We start from the raw sequence: 17331 nt of genomic DNA, 5'->3' as shown, positions 1-17331 counted from the left end.
ACGGGTAAGGGATTCGGCCAAAACTTGCAAGCCTCACCCAAGATGATGTTGCGTCAGAAATAGATGCCTCAACAGGTTGTAAGTAACCGGTCGGCAGACACCACGTGGCCGGTCTGGCCACAGGGTATTGTGTGCGTGGGTTTGGCTTAATCGGCGCTGGGCACCAATGGCAGGTTCGGATCAGTTGTTGACGGAGGCGGCAAAAGCCCGTCCGCGTCAATATCGGTCGATCCGTCTTCTGCGGGCGCGCTGCTGCCGCCGCGGCTCAGCCGGTCCATGATCGAGCTGCCAGAGGCGTTCTGCGCGGCAATGATGGTCAGCGTCAAAGACGTGCAGATAAAGGCAATCGCCAGCACCCAGGTAAGTTTGCCCAGACCGGTGGTCGCGCTGCGCGCACTGACCGTGCCGCCGCCTCCGCCGCCGCCCATGGCACCAAGGCCGCCGCCATCCGAACGCTGAAGCAAAACAACGCCGATCAGTGCAAGAGCCAGAAGAAGGTGGATGATAAGAACGACGTTTTCCATGGCGGTCCCGGATGCCTTTGGTGAATAGGGGGTATCTAAGGACAAGTTGGACATCGCGCAACCCATAGAGCGGGTCTTTGCGTGATCGCCGTTCTGCAAGAACACCGACCTGCGTCGTGCTGTCCGGGGTGGGTGCCACTTTCGTGGTTTCGCCTGTGCCAAACCGACGCTATACGGGCGCGGGTCTGACAAATGGCCCGACAGAAAAGGTCGAGAACATGGCAAATGTGGTGGTCGTGGGTGCCCAGTGGGGCGACGAAGGCAAAGGCAAGATCGTGGATTGGTTGTCAGAGCGCGCGGATGTGATCTGCCGTTTTCAGGGCGGGCACAACGCAGGTCATACGTTGGTCATTGATGGCAAGGTCTACAAGCTGCACGCATTGCCATCGGGTGTTGTGCGCGGCGGCAAGCTTTCGGTCATTGGCAATGGCGTGGTGCTGGACCCATGGCATCTGATGGCCGAGATCGCGACGATCCGCAGCCAAGGTGTTGAAATCACGCCCGAAACCCTGATGATTGCCGAGAATACGCCGCTTATCCTGCCAATTCATGGCGAATTGGACCGTGCCCGCGAAGAGGCTGCGTCGAAAGGCACAAAAATCGGAACCACGGGGCGCGGTATCGGACCGGCCTATGAAGACAAGGTCGGGCGACGGTCGGTGCGGGTTGCCGACCTTGCGGATGCGGCCACGCTCGAAGCGCGGGTAGACCGTGCGCTGCAGCATCATGATCCGCTGCGCAAGGGACTGGGATTCGAGCCGGTGGATCGCGACGGGCTGCTGGCGCAGTTGACCGAAATCGCGGACGAGATCCTTCCGTTCGCGGCGCCTGTCTGGAAAGTTCTGAACGAAAAACGCAAGGCAGGAAAGCGTATCCTGTTCGAAGGCGCGCAGGGCGCTCTTTTGGATATCGACTTTGGCACCTATCCGTTTGTGACCTCGTCCAATGTGATTGCCGGTCAGGCGGCGACGGGGGTCGGCCTTGGGCCGGGGTCTATTGAATATGTGCTGGGCATCGTCAAAGCCTACACCACCCGTGTGGGCGAAGGGCCGTTCCCGACCGAACTGGATGACGCCGACGGTCAGCGATTGGGCGAACGCGGTCACGAGTTTGGAACGACAACAGGCCGCAAGCGGCGCTGCGGATGGTTTGACGCTTGTCTGGTGCGTCAGACCTGTGCGACCTCGGGCGTCAACGGGATTTCCCTGACCAAGCTGGATGTGTTGGACGGGTTCGAGACGTTGAAGATTTGTGTAGGCTACGACCTTGATGGCACGCGGCTGGATTATCTGCCCACTGCCGCAGATCAACAGGCGCGCTGCACACCGATCTACGAGGAAATGCCGGGATGGTCGCAATCGACAGAAGGCGCGCGATCCTGGGCAGATTTGCCGGCAGAGGCGATCAAATATGTCCGTCGGGTCGAGGAATTGATTGAATGTCCGGTTGCTCTACTTTCAACGTCACCCGAACGCGATGACACTATTCTTGTGACTGACCCGTTCGCGGATTGATGCAACGTCGGAGCGGCATATGGCCTTGAGTTACAAAGCACGCAAACGGTGGTCTTTGGTGATCCTGCTGATTGGAATGCCGGCCTATGTGGTGGCCTGCGTCACGGTTCTGAATTGGCTTGACCGCCCCCCGTTCTGGATCGAGATCCTGGTCTATCTGACGCTGGGCATATTATGGGCCTTGCCGTTCAAGTTTGTGTTCAAGGGCATCGGACAGGCCGATCCCGACGCTGAAAAGTAAGCGGCATCAGGCCCCGGTCTCGTCCGGGGCCTTGGCAAAGCGCAGATGGCCGGTCTTGAGCCAGAGCGTTGCCCCCTCTGGCCCTGCCGTTGCAGTCAGCGCGGTCCCGTCTGGCAGACGCAGCCAACTGCCGGTTCGAAGTCTGTCACCCGCTTCGGTCACTGTGCCGGACAGGACCAAAAGCTCTGATCCGCCGGGATGCGTGTTGCGCAGCGTGGCACCGGGGGCCAGTTTGGAAAACGTCACTGTTTCCCGCGTGTCCTTATGCAAAACAGCCGTCGCCACGCCGTCCACCGGGCGCGGCAGTTCGGCGGTCATGTCCTTGCGAAACTGGGTGCGGTCGGTCCTGTCGAATTGCCACAGCTTAACAAAGATGGTGCAGCCGTCGTCAGATCCGGGGGTATGCGATGTGGTGGGCGGATTGCGCACATAGGTGCCAGTTGGATAGTCGCCGTGCTCATCCTGAAACACGCCATCCAGCACGATAAATTCCTCGCCGCCTGTATGGGTGTGCGCCGAAAATCGGGATTTGGGCGCGTAACGCACAATCGACGTGGCGCGGGCGACTTCATCACCGATGCGATCCAGCATGCGTCGGTCGACACCCGGCATTGGTGATGCGATCCAATCCATGTCAGCCGAATGTATGAGCACGCGTTGGCTGAAATCCGTATTCAGGTCCATGATCCGATCCTTGGGGCGAATGTTGCGGCGGCTTTCTACGGTCGCTTAAATGGCCTGTGTAGATAAGGTGTTGCGTTCAGTGGCGTAAAGACAAAAACGAATAGTAGGAAAGTGTTTACACACCGTTTTGATCAAATCGTTCGCATATAGGCCCGCATAAAAAAAGGGGCCGACCGGCCCCTTTTTTGTTTATCCTGCCGCGCGGGCATCCGGTTTGAACCCGATATTGTCTGACGCGGTAAAACGTCCGCCGCCCTTTTTCTCGATCTTGCCGTCGCGCAACAACTGACCAAAGCTGCGCAGACGCTCTTCGCGGGAACTGGCTTCGCCTTCTGCCTGATGGAGTTTCGTCATCAATTGAGGACGAGAGAATTGATCGCGCCCTTCGACAAACGACATATAGGCGGCTGCGGCTTCCAGAAGCTCTGGCAGCGTATTGGCTCCCACATTTTCAGCGAATTCGGCAAAGCCTTCGCCATCGGTGTCTGCGACATCCCCGGCCAGATCGGCCGCGTCGGTGCTGCGCATCACGCGGCGCGGGCGGACGGGGGCGGTGGTGTCGTCTGAGCTTTCTGCATCGACACGCTGTTCTGCGACCAGTTTGAGCGGGGCAGGTTGCACCGGGGCCGGACGTTCAGAACGTGTCTGGGTAACCATCGGACGGCGCGGACGGACCGCGTCTGCAAGATCTTCGCGATAAGGCTCTTCCTCATCATCGGTCGATTTGCCCAGACCCAGAATGCGATCCGCCTTGGTTGCGGCCACGGCGGCGCGCAGATGCGCGATGGCGCTGCGACGGCGGTTGCCTTCGGGTTCGTCCATTTCGGTTTCGGTTTGATCAATCAACCGATCGACAGATGATGTGTCTTCCTCGATCGTGGTGTCGGTCAGCATCGCGCGCCCTTGGCTTGTCAGTTTGACAGCTTTGCGGATGTTGGCTTCTGCTTCGGCGTCCTGGTCTGCCTCTGCGGCACGCGCCTCGGCGTCCTGATCCTCTTCGATTTTCTTCTCGGGTGTGCTGGCGACCTCTTCGGAGACGTCGAAATTCCAGTCCTCATCCTCGTCGATTTCCGCTTGAAGCTCTGCCAGTTCACGGGCCAGCTCGGCTTCTTGCTCGGCGGTGAGTGAACTGTCATCCGCACCGGGAACCGGATCGGCATCCGCAGATTGCGGTTGATCGTGGACTTCTTCCGCGTCCTCTTCGTATTCCTCGATGTCACCCGCCGCCAAAGCAGCCTCGATATCGCTGCGCTTTGCCTTGCTGACGCGCGCGACGATGGGGGTGTGTTCAGCGACCTCTTCTTGATCGTGATCGTCTGTCGCGGCCGCTGGAGTGTCCAGAACAAGCGGCGCATCGGCTGGGGTGGCGTCCTCCGCTGCGGTGTCGTCGGAGGTTTCTGTCAGCACATCGTCATCAACCGGTGCCGCCTGCGGTGCAGCGGCCAAAGCCTCCAACTCTGCAATCTTGGCGCGCAGGGCTTCGATTTCATCCTGCGGATCGGTCGCTTCATCGATTTCGGCTGTGGGCTCTTCAACAGGCAGATCTGGCAGAATTGCCTCGTCATCCTCGTCACTGTCGATTTCGTCATGGACCACAGCGGCAATCGTGTCGGTAAAGAGATTGTCGTCGCCTGCGTCAAGCTCGGTGTCGGGCCCATCTTCATCATAAAGGTCGTCCGACATTTCCTGTTCGAATTCAGGTTCTTCCGCCTCTTGTTCCACAGGATCGGCCTGCGCTTCGTCTTCCGCCACAGCGTCTGCAGTCGGGGCTGCGTCAACATCATCCAGATGCGCGGCCTCGGCGTCAAACGCGACTGCGTCTGTTTCGTCAGCGTCCTTGCCGGCGGGGCCGGACATGGCATGTTCGTCCTCGATGTAATCCGGCTCTTGCTGAGGCTTGGCCGCGACAACGGCGCGAATACGCTGAAGCTTGTCCGCAACGCTGTCCGCAACCGCAGGGGCTGATTCGACATCTTCGACCGTCTCGATCTCCAAAATGTCGGGTGTGTCGTCTGGCGCTGTGTCTTCCAGTGCGGTGTCTTCATCCGTGGTCTGCGCGACCAAGTCGGCCTCCTCACCGGCTGTGTCCGCATCATCAGCGGCGTCCGCAATCGGTTGCTCGGGCTCGGGCGCGATGTCTGGCGTATCGGTTTCGACGGTCTCAATCAAAAGCTCGTCTGAGGCATCGTCCAGTTCCAAACCTGCCGTTTCGTCGGCTTCGGCTGTTTCCGCGCTGATTTCATAAGGTGCGGATACCTCGATTGCATCCTCGGTGGCATCATCGACTTGCGCGTCGATTTCCGTGTCGTCCTGATCCGGGGCGGACCGTTCGGCGGTTTCGTTCAGCGTGTTCGCGGCAGCCAGACCGGTGGCAGCCGCACCGGCTGCCGCGTCCACATGACCTGCACCCGATGATGGGTCCGGCGCGACATCCCCGCGCGGCGGCTCGGCCTCATCTGTTGGGCGCAGAACCAGATTTCCCTTTTCAAACCGCGCTTCGACCCGGCGCTCGATCTCGCGTTCGGCGATCCGGGCCAACATTTCGGCATCCGGGACGGGTGGTTCTGCCCCAAAATAACGATCATCCTGTGCCAGATCGCGGAAATATTCCGCAATCGCTTTCATGGTATCGAACGAATGGTCGAACCCTTCGAGCGTACATGAAAAGGTACCGTAGGATACCGTGAGTATTTTATTGGAGCTGACCATACCAACACTCGCTTTCCAAAATTCTGCGAAGCTCTGGATGCACGTTTACCAAGACCAAAGCGTATCGAATCTGTGCCTCTGACGGTATCATTTCATGACCTGATTGTGATCTGTTTCGCATTTCGCCATTAATCCGCCATGATCAAACCGATTGTTCACTCTGAAGAACCAGTTTTGCTTGTTGGTGGCGCGATTGGCGACAATTCCCAACTATCAGACTTATTGGAAGACGCCACGACCGTGGTCGCGGCGGATAGTGGGGCGGATTGGTTACGCGCATTGGGCCGTCTGCCGGATGTTCTGATCGGGGATCTGGATTCGGTGTCGGATGCGACCCGACACGCCATGCCGCAAGACCGGGTTCACCATATCGCAGAACAGGACAGCACCGATTTCGACAAAGCGGTGCGCTCCATCCGCGCGCCCTTGATCATCGGAATCGGGTTTCTGGGGGGCCAGGTTGATCATCTGATGGCGGCTTTGACCGTTCTTGCCCGGTATCCGCACCGAGCGATTGTTCTGGTCGGTCCCGATGATGTGGTACTGCATCTGCCGCCCATGTTCGAGGTCGCTTTGACAGAGGGTACGCGCGTGTCCCTGTATCCAATGCGTCCGGTTACCGGGCGGTCGACCGGTCTGACCTGGCCGATCGACGGGCTTTCGTTTTCTCCGGAAACCCGCGTCGGCACGTCGAACAAAGCACTTGGGCCTGTGTCCCTGACCATGGATGATGCGGGGATGCTGCTTATTCTGCCGGTGCAGGAACGTGCGCGGGTGCAGCAGGCGCTGCTGCGGGCTGACGGCTTATGGCCCGTTCTCTGAACACGATGTAAAGACCCGAAGCGATGGTGATCGCAATGCCGATCGACGCCATTGTATTGGGCAAATCCGCGAACACGATGAACCCGATGACCGTTGCAATCGGAATCTCAAGATATTGCATCGGGGCGACCGTCGCAGAGGGGGCATAGCGCAAAGACCACGTCATCAAAAGATGGGCCAGGGTGCCGGACAGACCGATTGCCACCAGCAATGTCCAGGTGACCTCACCCACGGCAGATTCCCACGCCAGGATCGGAGCCGCTACCGATGGCACGAAAAACACAACCGGGGCCATCATCATCACCGCCATCACGCCCGAAACGGCTTGCAGGCCGATTGGGTCGGTGTCTTTGGCGATCTTGCGGGTCACAAGCATGAACAGCGAAAAGTTCAGCGCCACCCCCAAGGGCAACAGTGCGGGCCAGCCCACTTGTTGAAATGAGGGCTGCACAACCAGCAAAGTGCCGACAAAGCCAACCGCACAGGCAACCATGCGCCGCAGTCCGACTTCCTCACCCAGAACATAATGCCCAAGCAGAAGCATCATGAACGGCATCACGAAGGCAATCGCAATCGCATCGGCCAATGGAAGGTAAAACAGCGCCGAAACCATCATCCCGATACCCGCAATGTGTAATACGGTGCGCAGGACCGTCAGCGACAGGATGGTTCCAGACATCCGCCAGATGCGTCCGGTGACTGCGATGATCGGGATCAGAACCAATGCCTGGATCGCAAATCGGACCAGCAACAGCTGACCCAGCGACACTCTGTCTGATAACAGTTTGGCCAGCGCGTCTCCCATCGGGGCAACGATGCAAAAGCCCAGCATGAGCAGTATTCCGAGGGTGGGGCGATCCTGAGTCATTTTCGGACGCTACTCTTGGTTGTGCCGGGGTGTCAACGCTCTCCTTTTTGCTTGGGTCATATTTTGATCAAATATGCCGTCAATGGGCTTCAAGCGACGGTGCGGATGCGGTTTCGGGCCGTGTGGACAGACCAATTTGCCCGTCAGTGACCGCGTGTCGGACGGGTCGAGCCGTTAAAGTGGCGGTGCTTAACCGTGCTTTTACCTCTGTCGGGCAAAGATGGGTTCATCACATAGCTGCGGGGGCATATATGACGGACGGTATTAACAAATTGGCATGGTTTGTCGCGGCGCTGACCATTCTGGCCTGGGCTTTTGTGCCGCGGATCGTCGCGGCGCATCCGGTGTATTTTCCGAAAGTCCCGGTGATCAAAACCACCGTCTTGCCGCCTGCGGATATGGACCCGCAAAACGATAGCACGCCGACGGTTGACGGGTCGGGGTAAACCGGAGGCAGGGTCGCGGTTTGACACATCCCTGTATCCGGATGGATTGCACAGTTCCTGAATGATTCGGTCTCGCCCCTTTGCGTTCAACGTCCTATAACGCCCGGGCACATGCCCGAAGGAGCGCGCCAATGGCCGGAGAATTGTCACCGATCGACAAGGCAAAATTTGTTGCTGCCAAGCGGGCGGCTGACCTAGTCGAGGACGGCATGCAGGTGGGTCTTGGGACCGGATCGACAGCGGCTTGGCTGGTGCGGCATCTTGGCGAAAGGGTCCGGGACAGCGGATTGCGCATCAAAGGTGTCCCAACCTCGACGCGGACTGCACAGCTTGCACATGAAGCGGGGATCGAGGTGATATCGCTGGATGAGGCCAAAATCCTCAACATGACAATCGACGGCGCGGATGAATTTGACGGCAATCTGAACCTGATCAAAGGGGGCGGCGGGGCCTTGTTGCAGGAAAAAATCGTTGCCGCCGCCAGCGAAGACGTTGTGATCATTGCGGATGCCGCCAAGGAAGTGGGCACATTGGGGGCTTTTCCGCTGCCAATTGAAGTTATCCAATTTGGCTGGACCACCACACAGATGCTTGTGGAGGAGCTTCTTGTTTCCACCGACGTGATGGGGCGCAAGACCACGCTGCGTATGAACGGGGACAAACCGTTTGTCACCGACGAGGGAAATTTCATCCTTGATCTTCACCTCAGCCGGATCGGCAATGCAAGACAATTGGCCATGGCCCTAAACCAGATGCCCGGTGTGGTCGAAAATGGGCTTTTCATTGATTTGTGTGACAGGGTGATCATCGGATATGCAGACGGGCGGGTCGAAACGCGCGATATCCATGAAGGCACGGTCAGCGAAGCGCATATCAATCTGGTCGAAAGCGACAATCTGTTTTCGGATCTCTGATACCCGGACCCGGTGTCATAGCCCGCTATTGCAAAGCCCGCGTGATGCCGGATTGCCGGTGTTAAGTGCTGCGTGATCGCCGTGCTGCTGGTGATCTTATCTATAAAGCCACCTGGCCCCATGTCCGGCACGGTGCATCCGTGTCAGCAGCGGGTTGTATTGATAACGAACCTCGCCAGATCCGGGATTGCGGAAAACAGTGTCATGGGCGTCTGGCCTTCCTTGACGCTGTATGGAATATCTTTGCGCGCAGGAAACGGGAGCAGACCATGAGCGAATTCGACTATGATCTTTTTGTAATCGGAGGCGGCTCGGGGGGTGTGCGTGCGGCACGGGTGGCGGCGGGCGAAACCGGTGCCAAGGTCGCGCTGGCCGAAGCGGACCGCTATGGCGGCACATGTGTGATCCGTGGCTGCGTTCCCAAAAAGCTGATGGTGTTTGCAAGCAGTTACAGCGGGCTTCCGGAAGAGGCCGCCGCGTATGGTTGGGATATGTCACTCGGCGCCTTCGACTGGGACGCGTTCAGCAGCCGCATGCGCAACGAATTGGACCGACTGGAAGGTGTGTACCGCAACTTGCTGGATGGTTCGGGTGTAAAAATGTTCGATGCGCGCGCGCGTCTCAAGGACCCGCATACAATCGAATTGTCGACTGGCGAAACGGTCACGGCCAAGCACATTCTTGTGGCGACAGGCGGACGTCCGGTCCGCCCCGAGATGCCGAATGCAGATCTTGGCATTGTGTCTGACGATATCTTCAATCTTGAAACCCTGCCCAAGTCGATCCTGATCATCGGCGGGGGCTATATCGCCTGCGAATTTGCCTGTATCCTTGCAGGTCTGGGGGTTGAGGTAACACAGTATTATCGCGGTGCGCAGATTTTGCGCGGCTTTGATGACGAAGCGCGCGGTCTGATTGCAGAATCAATGCGGGATCTTGGCGTTGATCTGCACACCGGGACCAATATCGTGGAAATGTCATGCTTCCGCGACGGGGATGATCTGGAAGATGTGTCGATGGACGCCCCGGTTGAGGCGGCTCAATATGGCATGCCCGAAGAGGATGCGCCCAAGGACGGGCCGATCAAGGTCAAGGCGACCAATGGTCGGGTCAGGGTGTTCGACCAGGTGTTGTTCGCGACCGGCCGCGCGCCCAATACGGCCGATATGGGGCTTGAGGAGATCGGCGTCTCTTTGCGCCGGGGGGGCGCAATCGAAGTGGATGACTATAGCCAAACGGCCGTCCCATCGGTTTACGCCATCGGTGATGTGACCGATCGGGTCAACCTGACACCTGTCGCCATCCGCGAAGGCATGGCCTTTGTCGAAACTGTGTTCAAAGGCAATCCGACCCCGGTTGATCACGATCTGATCCCCTCGGCGGTGTTCACACAGCCCGAAATGGGCACCGTCGGGATGACAGAGGAACAGGCCCGCGACCGCGAGGAGGTTGACGTGTATTGCACCTCGTTCCGCCCCATGCAAAGCGCATTTGCGGAAAAAACCGCGCGTGTGTTGATGAAACTGGTGGTCAGCAAAGAAAATCGAACCGTACTGGGATGCCACATTGTGGCTCCTAATGCGGGGGAAATCATTCAGCTGGCTGGGGTTGCGATTAAAATGGGGGCGACCAAAGAAGATTTTGACCGGACCGTGGCGGTGCACCCGACGATGTCTGAAGAAATTGTGACGATGCGCAAACCGGTGCGGACGGGTTGAATTCCTGGGCTTAACGCACAGGTTACAACACAGATGAATGACGGATTGTTCCGAAAGGGGAAAAGACCAAATGGCAGGTAACAGTGGCGGTCCATGGGGCGGCGGCGGGAATGGCGGCGGCGACGATCAGCGCCCGCGCGGCGGCAATAACGGCGGAGGCCGGCGTCCTGACGACGACAACAACCCGCAGATTCCTGAAATTGACGAGCTGATGAAGAAGGGCCAGGAGCGCCTGCGCGTTCTGATGGGCGGTCGTGGCGGCAATGGCGGGATGAACGGGTCCGGCGGTGGTGGCGACGGAGGGTTCAAACCCACGCGCGGCATGATCGGCCTTGGCGTGATCGGCGCGGTTGTTCTTTGGGGGATGGCCAGTTTCTATACCGTGCGCCCGGAAGAACAATCAGTGGAATTGTTCCTTGGCGAATACTCGGCCACCGGCAATCCGGGGTTGAATTTTGCGCCGTGGCCGGTTGTGACAGCGGAAATTCTGCCGGTGACACGCGAACAGACCGAAGATATCGGCGTTGGTGCGCGGGGCTCTGACGCGGGTCTGATGCTGACGGGAGATGAAAATATTGTCGATATTGATTTCCAGGTGGTCTGGAACATCAACGACCCGGCGAAGTTTCTGTTCAACCTGCGTGATGCGCGCCCAACCATCCGCGCGGTCAGTGAATCCGCGATGCGTGAAATCATTGCCCAATCCGATCTCGCGCCGATTTTGAACCGGGATCGTGGATCAATTGCATCGCGGTTGCAGGATCTGATTCAATCGACGCTCGACAGCTATGACAGTGGTGTAACGATCATTCGTGTGAACTTTGACAAGGCCGACCCACCGGAATCGGTGATCGCGGCCTTCCGCGAAGTTCAGGCTGCCGAGCAGGAACGCGACCGGCTGCAAAACGTGGCGGACGCCTATGCAAACCGCGTTCTGGCAGAAGCGCGCGGTGAAGCGGCGCAGCTTTTGGAGCAGGCCGAAGGCTACCGCGCTCGCGTGGTCAACGAGGCCGAAGGTGAGGCAAGCCGTTTCCTGGCCGTTCTTGGCGAATATCAGAACGCTCCTGAAGTGACGCGCAAACGTCTATATCTTGAAACCATGGAAGAGGTGCTTGGCCGGGTGGACAAGATCATTCTTGATGAAAATGCCGAAGGCGGTGGCGGCAACGGCGTTGTGCCGTATCTGCCGCTCAATGAATTGCGTCGTGGCGCAACCGGAGGGACAAACTAATGCGGAAAACAACGTATCTGTTGCCCGTTGTCGTTTTGGCGATTGCCGGGCTTTTGTCGTCAATCTTTATCGTGGATGAACGTGAAAACGCGCTTGTCTTGCAATTCGGCCGGGTTGTCGCAGTCAAGGAAGACCCCGGTCTCGCCTTCAAAATCCCGTTGATCCAGGAGGTCGTGCGCTATGATGATCGTATCCTGAGCCGGGACATTGATCCGCTCGAAATCACCCCGCTGGATGATCGTCGACTGGTCGTGGACGCTTTTGCTCGCTATCGCATCGCCGATGTGAACCAGTTCCGACAAGCGGTGGGTGCGGGTGGTATTGCCACGGCTGAGAACCGCCTCGATTCGATTCTCCGGGCAGAAACACGGGAAGTGCTGGGGTCGGTGTCGTCAAATGACATCCTCAGTTCGGATCGTGCGGCGCTGATGCTGCGCATCCGAAATGCGGCCATTCTGGAGGCGCGCAGCCTCGGGATTGAAATCATCGACGTGCGTCTCAAGCGGACCGACCTTCCGGCAGAAAACCTGGATGCAACTTTTGAACGGATGCGCGCCGAACGCGAACGCGAGGCGACAGATGAACGCGCCCGTGGTAACGAAGCGGCCCAGCGGGTCCGCGCGCAGGCAGATCGAACCGTGGTCGAGCTTGTTTCAGAAGCCAACCGCGAGGCAGAGATCATTCGCGGTGAAGCGGATGCACGCCGCAACAACATCTTTGCCACCGCCTTCAGCCAAGACGCGGAGTTCTTTGAATTCTACCGGTCCTTGACCGCGTATCAGCGGTCATTGCGGGGCGAAAACTCCACCTTCGTGATGGCACCGGACAGCGAATTCTTCAATTACCTGAAATCCGCTGACGGGGCCGGTGGGGGCATCTCATCCGAAGATGCCGCGCGAATTTCGCAGCCCTCCGCTGCGGCGGTGGTTGCGCCGGCAACATCGCCAGATGCCGAGAGTGACACCGCCACAGGGGCCGGCAATTGATGGAAACACTTCTGCTGGGCATTGCCTTGGTGCTGATTATCGAGGGGCTGGCCTATGCGCTGGCCCCTTCGCTTATAGAGCGTATGCTGGAAGCCATGCGCGACATGCCATTGGATATGCGACGGTTGATCGGTGTCACCTCTGTCGCTGTGGGTGTGGCGATACTATGGGGACTCAAGGCAGTCTGACCTGTTCGGTCGTCATCGGGTGACGTCACTTTCAACTCACATCCGCTTGAGCGGACGTATTGTTGTTTGCGTGTGGCAAAACCCCCCCTACATTACACCCATGTAAGGCAGGCAGCGGCTGATATGCCCCCCTGCCAAAGACGAAGGAGCTACCCTTGACCTCACAGGCAATTTCAATTGATCGAGATCGCGCCACGCCATTGCGTTTGTTCTGGCTTACATCGCTGTCGATGATCCTCATTCTGGCGCAGTCATTGACCGTCCAGGCGCGCGAGAGCTTCGCCGAGCTGGCCGAGCAAATCAGCCCATCGGTGGTGAATATCACCACGTCAACAACAGTCGCAGGCCGAACCGGACCACAGGGCATTGTGCCCGACGGATCGCCGTTTGAAGACTTTTTTCGCGAATTCCAGGATCGCGGTGGCCAAGGCGACCGCCCCCGTCGATCCTCTGCTCTGGGATCGGGATTTGTGATCTCGGAAGACGGCTATATTGTCACGAACAATCACGTCATCGAAGGTGCGGATGAAATTTTGATCGAATTCTTCGAAGGCTTCGAACTCCCGGCTGAAATCGTTGGCACCGACCCAAACACCGACATCGCGCTGCTCAAGGTGGAAAGCGAAACACCGCTGAAATTCGTCAATTTCGGCGATAGCGATACGGCCCGTGTGGGCGATTGGGTGATGGCCATGGGCAACCCGCTGGGTCAGGGGTTTTCCGTCTCGGCTGGGATCGTATCGGCGCGCAACCGTGCACTGTCGGGCACCTATGACGACTACATTCAAACCGATGCCGCCATCAATCGCGGCAACTCGGGCGGACCGCTGTTCAATATGGACGGCGATGTCATCGGTGTGAATACGGCAATCCTTTCCCCGAATGGCGGCTCGATCGGCATCGGCTTTTCGATGGCGTCCAATGTAGTGACCCGTGTTGTGGACCAGCTGCAGGAATTCGGCGAAACGCGTCGCGGGTGGCTGGGTGTGCGCATTCAGGACGTCACCGACGATATGGCAGACGCGCTGGGTCTTGAAACCGCCGCAGGTGCGCTGGTGTCGGACGTGCCCGAAGGCCCCGCCAAAGAGGCCGGGATGCAGGCAGGTGATGTGATCATCAGCTTCGACGGGCGCGATGTGCAGGACACCCGCGGACTGGTTCGCCAAGTCGGCAACACCGAGGTGGGCAAATCCGTGCGCGTCGTTGTGAACCGCAATGGCGAGACGCAAACGCTTTTGATCACGCTGGGCCGCCGCGAGGAAGCCGAAGCTGTGCCTGCATCGCAACCGATGGAAGACGATGCCGCGCCGCAATCCATGGATCTGATGGGTCTGACATTAAGCCCGCTGACAAACGAGATCCGCCAACAGCTAGAGCTGCCGGAAAGCGCCAAGGGTCTGGCCGTGATGGATGTCGATGAAACCTCCGAAGCCTTTGAAAAAGGCCTGCGGGCAGGGGACGTGATCACCGAAGCCGGTCAAAGCCAGGTTTTGGCAATTGGCGATCTGGAAGAGCGGATTGACGAGGCGGCCGAGGCGGGACGCAAATCCATCCTGCTGCTGGTGCGCCGCGACGGAGACCCGCGCTTCGTGGCGTTGTCCATCGGAAATGACGAATAAACCCGTAACCGCTTCAAACACAAAGGGCATCCTACGGGGTGCCCTTTTTCTTGTTCAGGCCAGGCTCAAATCGACCGTGCTTCTTTCTTCGTTTTTCAAATATCTTGGGGGTCTGGGGGCAAAGCCCCCTGTCGGATCGGGTTACACCCGATCCGAGACCATCCGTCAGGTGCCCGCGTAACCAAGCTTTTGAAGCGCCTGTCTGATCTCATCCAGGATCGCCGGATCGTCGATGGTGGCGGGCATCTTGAACGCTTCGCTATCTGCGATTTTCACCATGGTCGCCCGCAGGATCTTGCCGGATCGGGTTTTCGGCAACCGATCCACCACGGCACAAAGCTTGAACGCCGCGACGGGTCCGATCCTGTCGCGCACCAGCTTTACACATTCCTGAACGATTTCGTCATGTGGACGGTTGACGCCTGTGGTCAGGCAGACAAAGCCCATGGGCAATTGCCCTTTAAGGTCATCTGTCACCCCGATCACCGCGCATTCGGCCACGTCCGGGTGGGCGGCCAGCACCTCTTCCATGCCACCGGTGGACAGCCGGTGGCCCGCCACGTTGATCACGTCGTCGGTGCGCGCCATGATGTAAAGATAGCCGTCCTCGTCGATCATGCCTGCGTCGCCGGTCTCGTAATAGCCGGGGAAATGCGTCAGGTAGGATTTGCGGAATCGGTCCTCGGCGTCCCAAAGCGTGGGCAACGTACCGGGCGGCAATGGCAGCTTGACGGCAATTGCGCCCAGCTCTCCGGGTTTGACCGGGTGGCCCTCGTCGTCAAGAATACGCACGTCATAGCCCGGCATCGGCACCGCCGGAGATCCGATCTTAACCGGCATTTTCTCGATCCCCACGGGGTAGCCCGCGATGGTCCAGCCTGTTTCGGTTTGCCACCAATGGTCGTAGACAGGCTTGCCGCTCACCTCCATCGCCCATTCAATCGTGTCCGGGTCGGCGCGTTCGCCCGCCAGATAGATCGCGTTCAGGCAAGAGATGTCGTATTTCTTGATGAAACTGCCCTTGGGATCGTCGCGTTTCACGGCCCGGAACGCTGTGGGTGCTGTGAAAAAACTTTTTACATTATGCTCTGAAATCACCCGCCAGAACGTACCTGCGTCCGGCGTGCCAATCGGCTTGCCCTCGAACACGATGGTGGTGTTGCCGTGGATCAGCGGGGCATAACAGATATAGCTGTGGCCCACGACCCAGCCCACATCCGATGCCGCCCAAAATACCTCGCCCGGATCGACATTGTAAATGTTCTTCATCGTCCAGTTGAGCGCAACCAGATGCCCGCCGGTGTGGCGAATGACCCCTTTGGGCGCGCCGGTGGTGCCAGAGGTGTAAAGGATATAGGCGGGGTGGTTGCCTTCTACCGGCACACATTCGGCAGGTTCGACACCATACTGAAAACCGTGCCAGTCAACATCACGACCGTCTTCCAGATGCGCGACTTCCTGCTCGCGTTGGAAGATCACGCAAAAATCCGGCTGGTGGCTGGCAAGATCCATCGCGCCGTCAAGCAGGGGTTTGTAATGTACGACGCGCCCCGGCTCCAATCCGCAAGAGGCGGCGATGATGGCTTTGGGTTTGGCGTCATCAATGCGGACCGCCAGTTCATTGGCGGCAAATCCGCCAAACACCACCGAATGGATCGCGCCCAACCGGGCGCAGGCCAGCATCGCCTCCACCGCCTCGGGGACCATTGGCATGTAGATGATGACCCGGTCGCCCTTTTCGACGCCCTTGGCGCGCAACGCCCCGGCAAGCCGCGCGACGCGGTTGCGCAGGTCGGAATAGGTGATCTTGTGCAGGGTGCCGGTGATCGGGCTGTCGTGAATAATCGCAACCTGTCCGCCGCGTCCCGCCTCGACATGGCGGTCGACCGCATTCCAGCAGGTGTTGGTCAGACCATCGGCGAACCATTCGTAAAGGTCATCCCCCTTTTCAAAGAGCGCCTTGCTGGGCGGCTTGTCCCAGTCGATGGCGTCTGCCTGCTGCATCCAGAACCCGTCCGGGTCGGATTTCCAGCCATCATACACCTCTTGGTAGCCCATCCCGATCTCCTCCTGTCGCGTATGACGCATGGGGTACGGTCCGTGCGGCGCTGCGGCAAGTCTCTGGAGGGGCCGCGCGGCAGAAGGCCGCAAAAATTTTGCAGGTTTTGCAAAGTGTCACGGCAAAGTTTTGCAAACTCTGGCGTATTATGCAGATGTAAATTCTATCAAGGCGCATTTTGCAAAACTGCAAACCTGTCTTTGCCAATAGATTGCCTTCAGGTTGATTCCCTCGCAGGATCACGCATCAAAGCTGATCGCGCGGGGTTGCCAAAAGGCCCAGACGGCGGGCGGTTTGGATCGACAAAAGCCCGCTCGGCAATCCGTGTCCGGTTTGATATCGCCGGACGGCCAGTTGCGTCGGCACGTCCAGCACACCCGTGATGTCACCCCGGAACACCCCTCGTGCCTGAAGCGCCCGCTGAAGCGTTTCAATCAGCTGAGGCGTCATGGCGTCGGGGCAGGGGGTTTCAAAAATCATCTCCTGGCGTTCGCGTAGAATGACCTGTGCGGTTTCGGTGCGAAACCGCCCGGGGCTAAGCACTGCGCCATCGATGCCGGTTTGCGCGGCGGACACTTCGGTTTGTCGGGTGACGGTCTCAAGCTCGGCCGGGGCTGTGTCGCGGACCCAGCATCCGTCGGGATTGACCCCGGGAGGAGGCGGAACCTGCGCGCTGGCAAAGTCGGGAACCCCGATATTGGCCTCAACCGGGCGATGCGCATCATATGGCGCACAGCCCACAAGCGCGGCCAAAGCCACGGCCCAGAACCTTCGGGACGTTGACATGGAACGGGTCACGGAAAAGCTG

Annotated in this window: 16 protein-coding genes; 10 read left to right on the top strand and 6 right to left on the bottom strand. The window is 58.8% G+C overall.

What is annotated here, in order from left to right; translation table 11 throughout:
- Positions 1 to 146 precede the first annotated feature (146 nt).
- Positions 147 to 524 carry a preprotein translocase subunit SecG gene (gene secG, locus ACG74X_RS09470; RefSeq protein WP_411234345.1) on the bottom strand — a complete coding sequence of 126 codons (378 nt, stop codon included), beginning with the start codon at positions 522 to 524 and terminating at the stop codon, positions 147 to 149.
- Between the two features lie 218 nt (positions 525 to 742).
- Here secG and ACG74X_RS09465 point away from each other — a divergent pair, with 218 nt between their 5' ends.
- Together ACG74X_RS09465 and ACG74X_RS09460 are read left to right on the top strand one after the other, a co-directional pair.
- On the top strand, positions 743 to 2038 hold the full coding sequence (locus ACG74X_RS09465) for an adenylosuccinate synthase (RefSeq protein WP_411234987.1): 1296 nt from the start codon (positions 743 to 745) through the stop codon (positions 2036 to 2038).
- Between the two features lie 19 nt (positions 2039 to 2057).
- The gene (locus ACG74X_RS09460) at positions 2058 to 2279 is read left to right on the top strand and encodes a DUF2842 domain-containing protein (RefSeq protein ID WP_411234343.1); all 222 of its coding nucleotides are present in this window, start codon (positions 2058 to 2060) and stop codon (positions 2277 to 2279) included.
- A gap of 6 nt (positions 2280 to 2285) precedes the next feature.
- Here ACG74X_RS09460 and ACG74X_RS09455 read toward each other — a convergent pair whose 3' ends face one another.
- Together ACG74X_RS09455 and ACG74X_RS09450 are read right to left on the bottom strand one after the other, a co-directional pair.
- Positions 2286 to 2963, bottom strand: a complete 678-nt coding sequence (locus tag ACG74X_RS09455; RefSeq protein ID WP_411234341.1) for a cupin domain-containing protein — start codon at positions 2961 to 2963, stop codon at positions 2286 to 2288.
- A 189-nt stretch (positions 2964 to 3152) separates the two neighbouring features.
- The gene (locus ACG74X_RS09450; RefSeq protein WP_411234339.1) at positions 3153 to 5672 is read right to left on the bottom strand and encodes a hypothetical protein; all 2520 of its coding nucleotides are present in this window, start codon (positions 5670 to 5672) and stop codon (positions 3153 to 3155) included.
- A gap of 138 nt (positions 5673 to 5810) precedes the next feature.
- Here ACG74X_RS09450 and ACG74X_RS09445 point away from each other — a divergent pair, with 138 nt between their 5' ends.
- Entirely contained in the window at positions 5811 to 6494 is a 684-nt protein-coding gene (locus ACG74X_RS09445; protein WP_411234338.1) for a thiamine diphosphokinase, read from the top strand.
- Here the strand turns inward: ACG74X_RS09445 and ACG74X_RS09440 are convergent.
- Positions 6418 to 7362, bottom strand: a complete 945-nt coding sequence (locus ACG74X_RS09440; protein WP_411234336.1) for a DMT family transporter — start codon at positions 7360 to 7362, stop codon at positions 6418 to 6420. The genes ACG74X_RS09445 and ACG74X_RS09440 overlap by 77 nt on opposite strands.
- Positions 7363 to 7613: 251 nt before the next feature.
- Here ACG74X_RS09440 and ACG74X_RS09435 point away from each other — a divergent pair, with 251 nt between their 5' ends.
- The 7 genes from ACG74X_RS09435 to ACG74X_RS09405 all read left to right on the top strand — a co-directional run bounded on the left by ACG74X_RS09435 (position 7614) and on the right by ACG74X_RS09405 (position 14464).
- Positions 7614 to 7808 carry a hypothetical protein gene (locus ACG74X_RS09435; protein WP_411234335.1) on the top strand — a complete coding sequence of 65 codons (195 nt, stop codon included), beginning with the start codon at positions 7614 to 7616 and terminating at the stop codon, positions 7806 to 7808.
- 131 nt (positions 7809 to 7939) lie between these two features.
- Positions 7940 to 8722: a ribose-5-phosphate isomerase RpiA gene (rpiA, locus tag ACG74X_RS09430; protein ID WP_411234334.1), complete on the top strand. Its 783-nt coding sequence runs from the start codon at positions 7940 to 7942 to the stop codon at positions 8720 to 8722.
- 269 nt (positions 8723 to 8991) lie between these two features.
- Positions 8992 to 10440, top strand: a complete 1449-nt coding sequence (locus ACG74X_RS09425; protein ID WP_411234332.1) for an FAD-dependent oxidoreductase — start codon at positions 8992 to 8994, stop codon at positions 10438 to 10440.
- 70 nt (positions 10441 to 10510) lie between these two features.
- The gene (hflK, locus tag ACG74X_RS09420; RefSeq protein ID WP_411234331.1) at positions 10511 to 11671 is read left to right on the top strand and encodes an FtsH protease activity modulator HflK; all 1161 of its coding nucleotides are present in this window, start codon (positions 10511 to 10513) and stop codon (positions 11669 to 11671) included.
- Complete coding sequence (gene hflC, locus ACG74X_RS09415) at positions 11671 to 12657, top strand: protease modulator HflC (protein ID WP_411234330.1); 987 nt, start codon at positions 11671 to 11673, stop codon at positions 12655 to 12657. Before hflK ends, hflC begins: the two co-directional genes overlap by 1 nt.
- Positions 12657 to 12845, top strand: coding sequence for a DUF2065 domain-containing protein (locus tag ACG74X_RS09410; protein WP_411234328.1), 189 nt, complete (start codon positions 12657 to 12659; stop codon positions 12843 to 12845). Before hflC ends, ACG74X_RS09410 begins: the two co-directional genes overlap by 1 nt.
- A gap of 155 nt (positions 12846 to 13000) precedes the next feature.
- Positions 13001 to 14464, top strand: coding sequence for a Do family serine endopeptidase (locus ACG74X_RS09405; RefSeq protein WP_411234326.1), 1464 nt, complete (start codon positions 13001 to 13003; stop codon positions 14462 to 14464).
- Between the two features lie 165 nt (positions 14465 to 14629).
- Here the strand turns inward: ACG74X_RS09405 and prpE are convergent, their stop codons facing one another.
- Complete coding sequence (prpE, locus tag ACG74X_RS09400) at positions 14630 to 16522, bottom strand: propionate-CoA ligase PrpE (RefSeq protein WP_411234985.1); 1893 nt, start codon at positions 16520 to 16522, stop codon at positions 14630 to 14632.
- A gap of 247 nt (positions 16523 to 16769) precedes the next feature.
- Complete coding sequence (locus tag ACG74X_RS09395) at positions 16770 to 17309, bottom strand: peptidoglycan-binding domain-containing protein (protein ID WP_411234325.1); 540 nt, start codon at positions 17307 to 17309, stop codon at positions 16770 to 16772.
- Positions 17310 to 17331: the final 22 nt, after the last annotated feature.

It is taken from the genome of Marivita sp. S0852 (assembly GCF_046591575.1).
GTDB lineage: Bacteria > Pseudomonadota > Alphaproteobacteria > Rhodobacterales > Rhodobacteraceae > Marivita.
The sequence above is the reverse complement of the archived record's forward strand: the minus strand, read 5'-3'. Positions and strand labels throughout refer to the sequence as shown.

What these genes read in the sequence shown, in the direction of transcription:
- ACG74X_RS09445 (WP_411234338.1), top strand. Translation starts at nt 5,811, where the DNA reads ATGATCAAACCGATTGTTCACTCTGAAGAACCAGTTTTGCTTGTTGGT.
- ACG74X_RS09425 (WP_411234332.1), top strand. Translation starts at nt 8,992, where the DNA reads ATGAGCGAATTCGACTATGATCTTTTTGTAATCGGAGGCGGCTCGGGG.
- ACG74X_RS09455 (WP_411234341.1), bottom strand. Translation starts at nt 2,963, where the DNA reads ATGGACCTGAATACGGATTTCAGCCAACGCGTGCTCATACATTCGGCT.
- ACG74X_RS09440 (WP_411234336.1), bottom strand. Translation starts at nt 7,362, where the DNA reads ATGACTCAGGATCGCCCCACCCTCGGAATACTGCTCATGCTGGGCTTT.
- ACG74X_RS09450 (WP_411234339.1), bottom strand. Translation starts at nt 5,672, where the DNA reads ATGGTCAGCTCCAATAAAATACTCACGGTATCCTACGGTACCTTTTCA.
- ACG74X_RS09395 (WP_411234325.1), bottom strand. Translation starts at nt 17,309, where the DNA reads ATGTCAACGTCCCGAAGGTTCTGGGCCGTGGCTTTGGCCGCGCTTGTG.
- prpE (WP_411234985.1), bottom strand. Translation starts at nt 16,522, where the DNA reads ATGGGCTACCAAGAGGTGTATGATGGCTGGAAATCCGACCCGGACGGG.
- ACG74X_RS09460 (WP_411234343.1), top strand. Translation starts at nt 2,058, where the DNA reads ATGGCCTTGAGTTACAAAGCACGCAAACGGTGGTCTTTGGTGATCCTG.
- rpiA (WP_411234334.1), top strand. Translation starts at nt 7,940, where the DNA reads ATGGCCGGAGAATTGTCACCGATCGACAAGGCAAAATTTGTTGCTGCC.
- ACG74X_RS09410 (WP_411234328.1), top strand. Translation starts at nt 12,657, where the DNA reads ATGGAAACACTTCTGCTGGGCATTGCCTTGGTGCTGATTATCGAGGGG.
- ACG74X_RS09465 (WP_411234987.1), top strand. Translation starts at nt 743, where the DNA reads ATGGCAAATGTGGTGGTCGTGGGTGCCCAGTGGGGCGACGAAGGCAAA.
- hflC (WP_411234330.1), top strand. Translation starts at nt 11,671, where the DNA reads ATGCGGAAAACAACGTATCTGTTGCCCGTTGTCGTTTTGGCGATTGCC.
- ACG74X_RS09435 (WP_411234335.1), top strand. Translation starts at nt 7,614, where the DNA reads ATGACGGACGGTATTAACAAATTGGCATGGTTTGTCGCGGCGCTGACC.
- secG (WP_411234345.1), bottom strand. Translation starts at nt 524, where the DNA reads ATGGAAAACGTCGTTCTTATCATCCACCTTCTTCTGGCTCTTGCACTG.
- hflK (WP_411234331.1), top strand. Translation starts at nt 10,511, where the DNA reads ATGGCAGGTAACAGTGGCGGTCCATGGGGCGGCGGCGGGAATGGCGGC.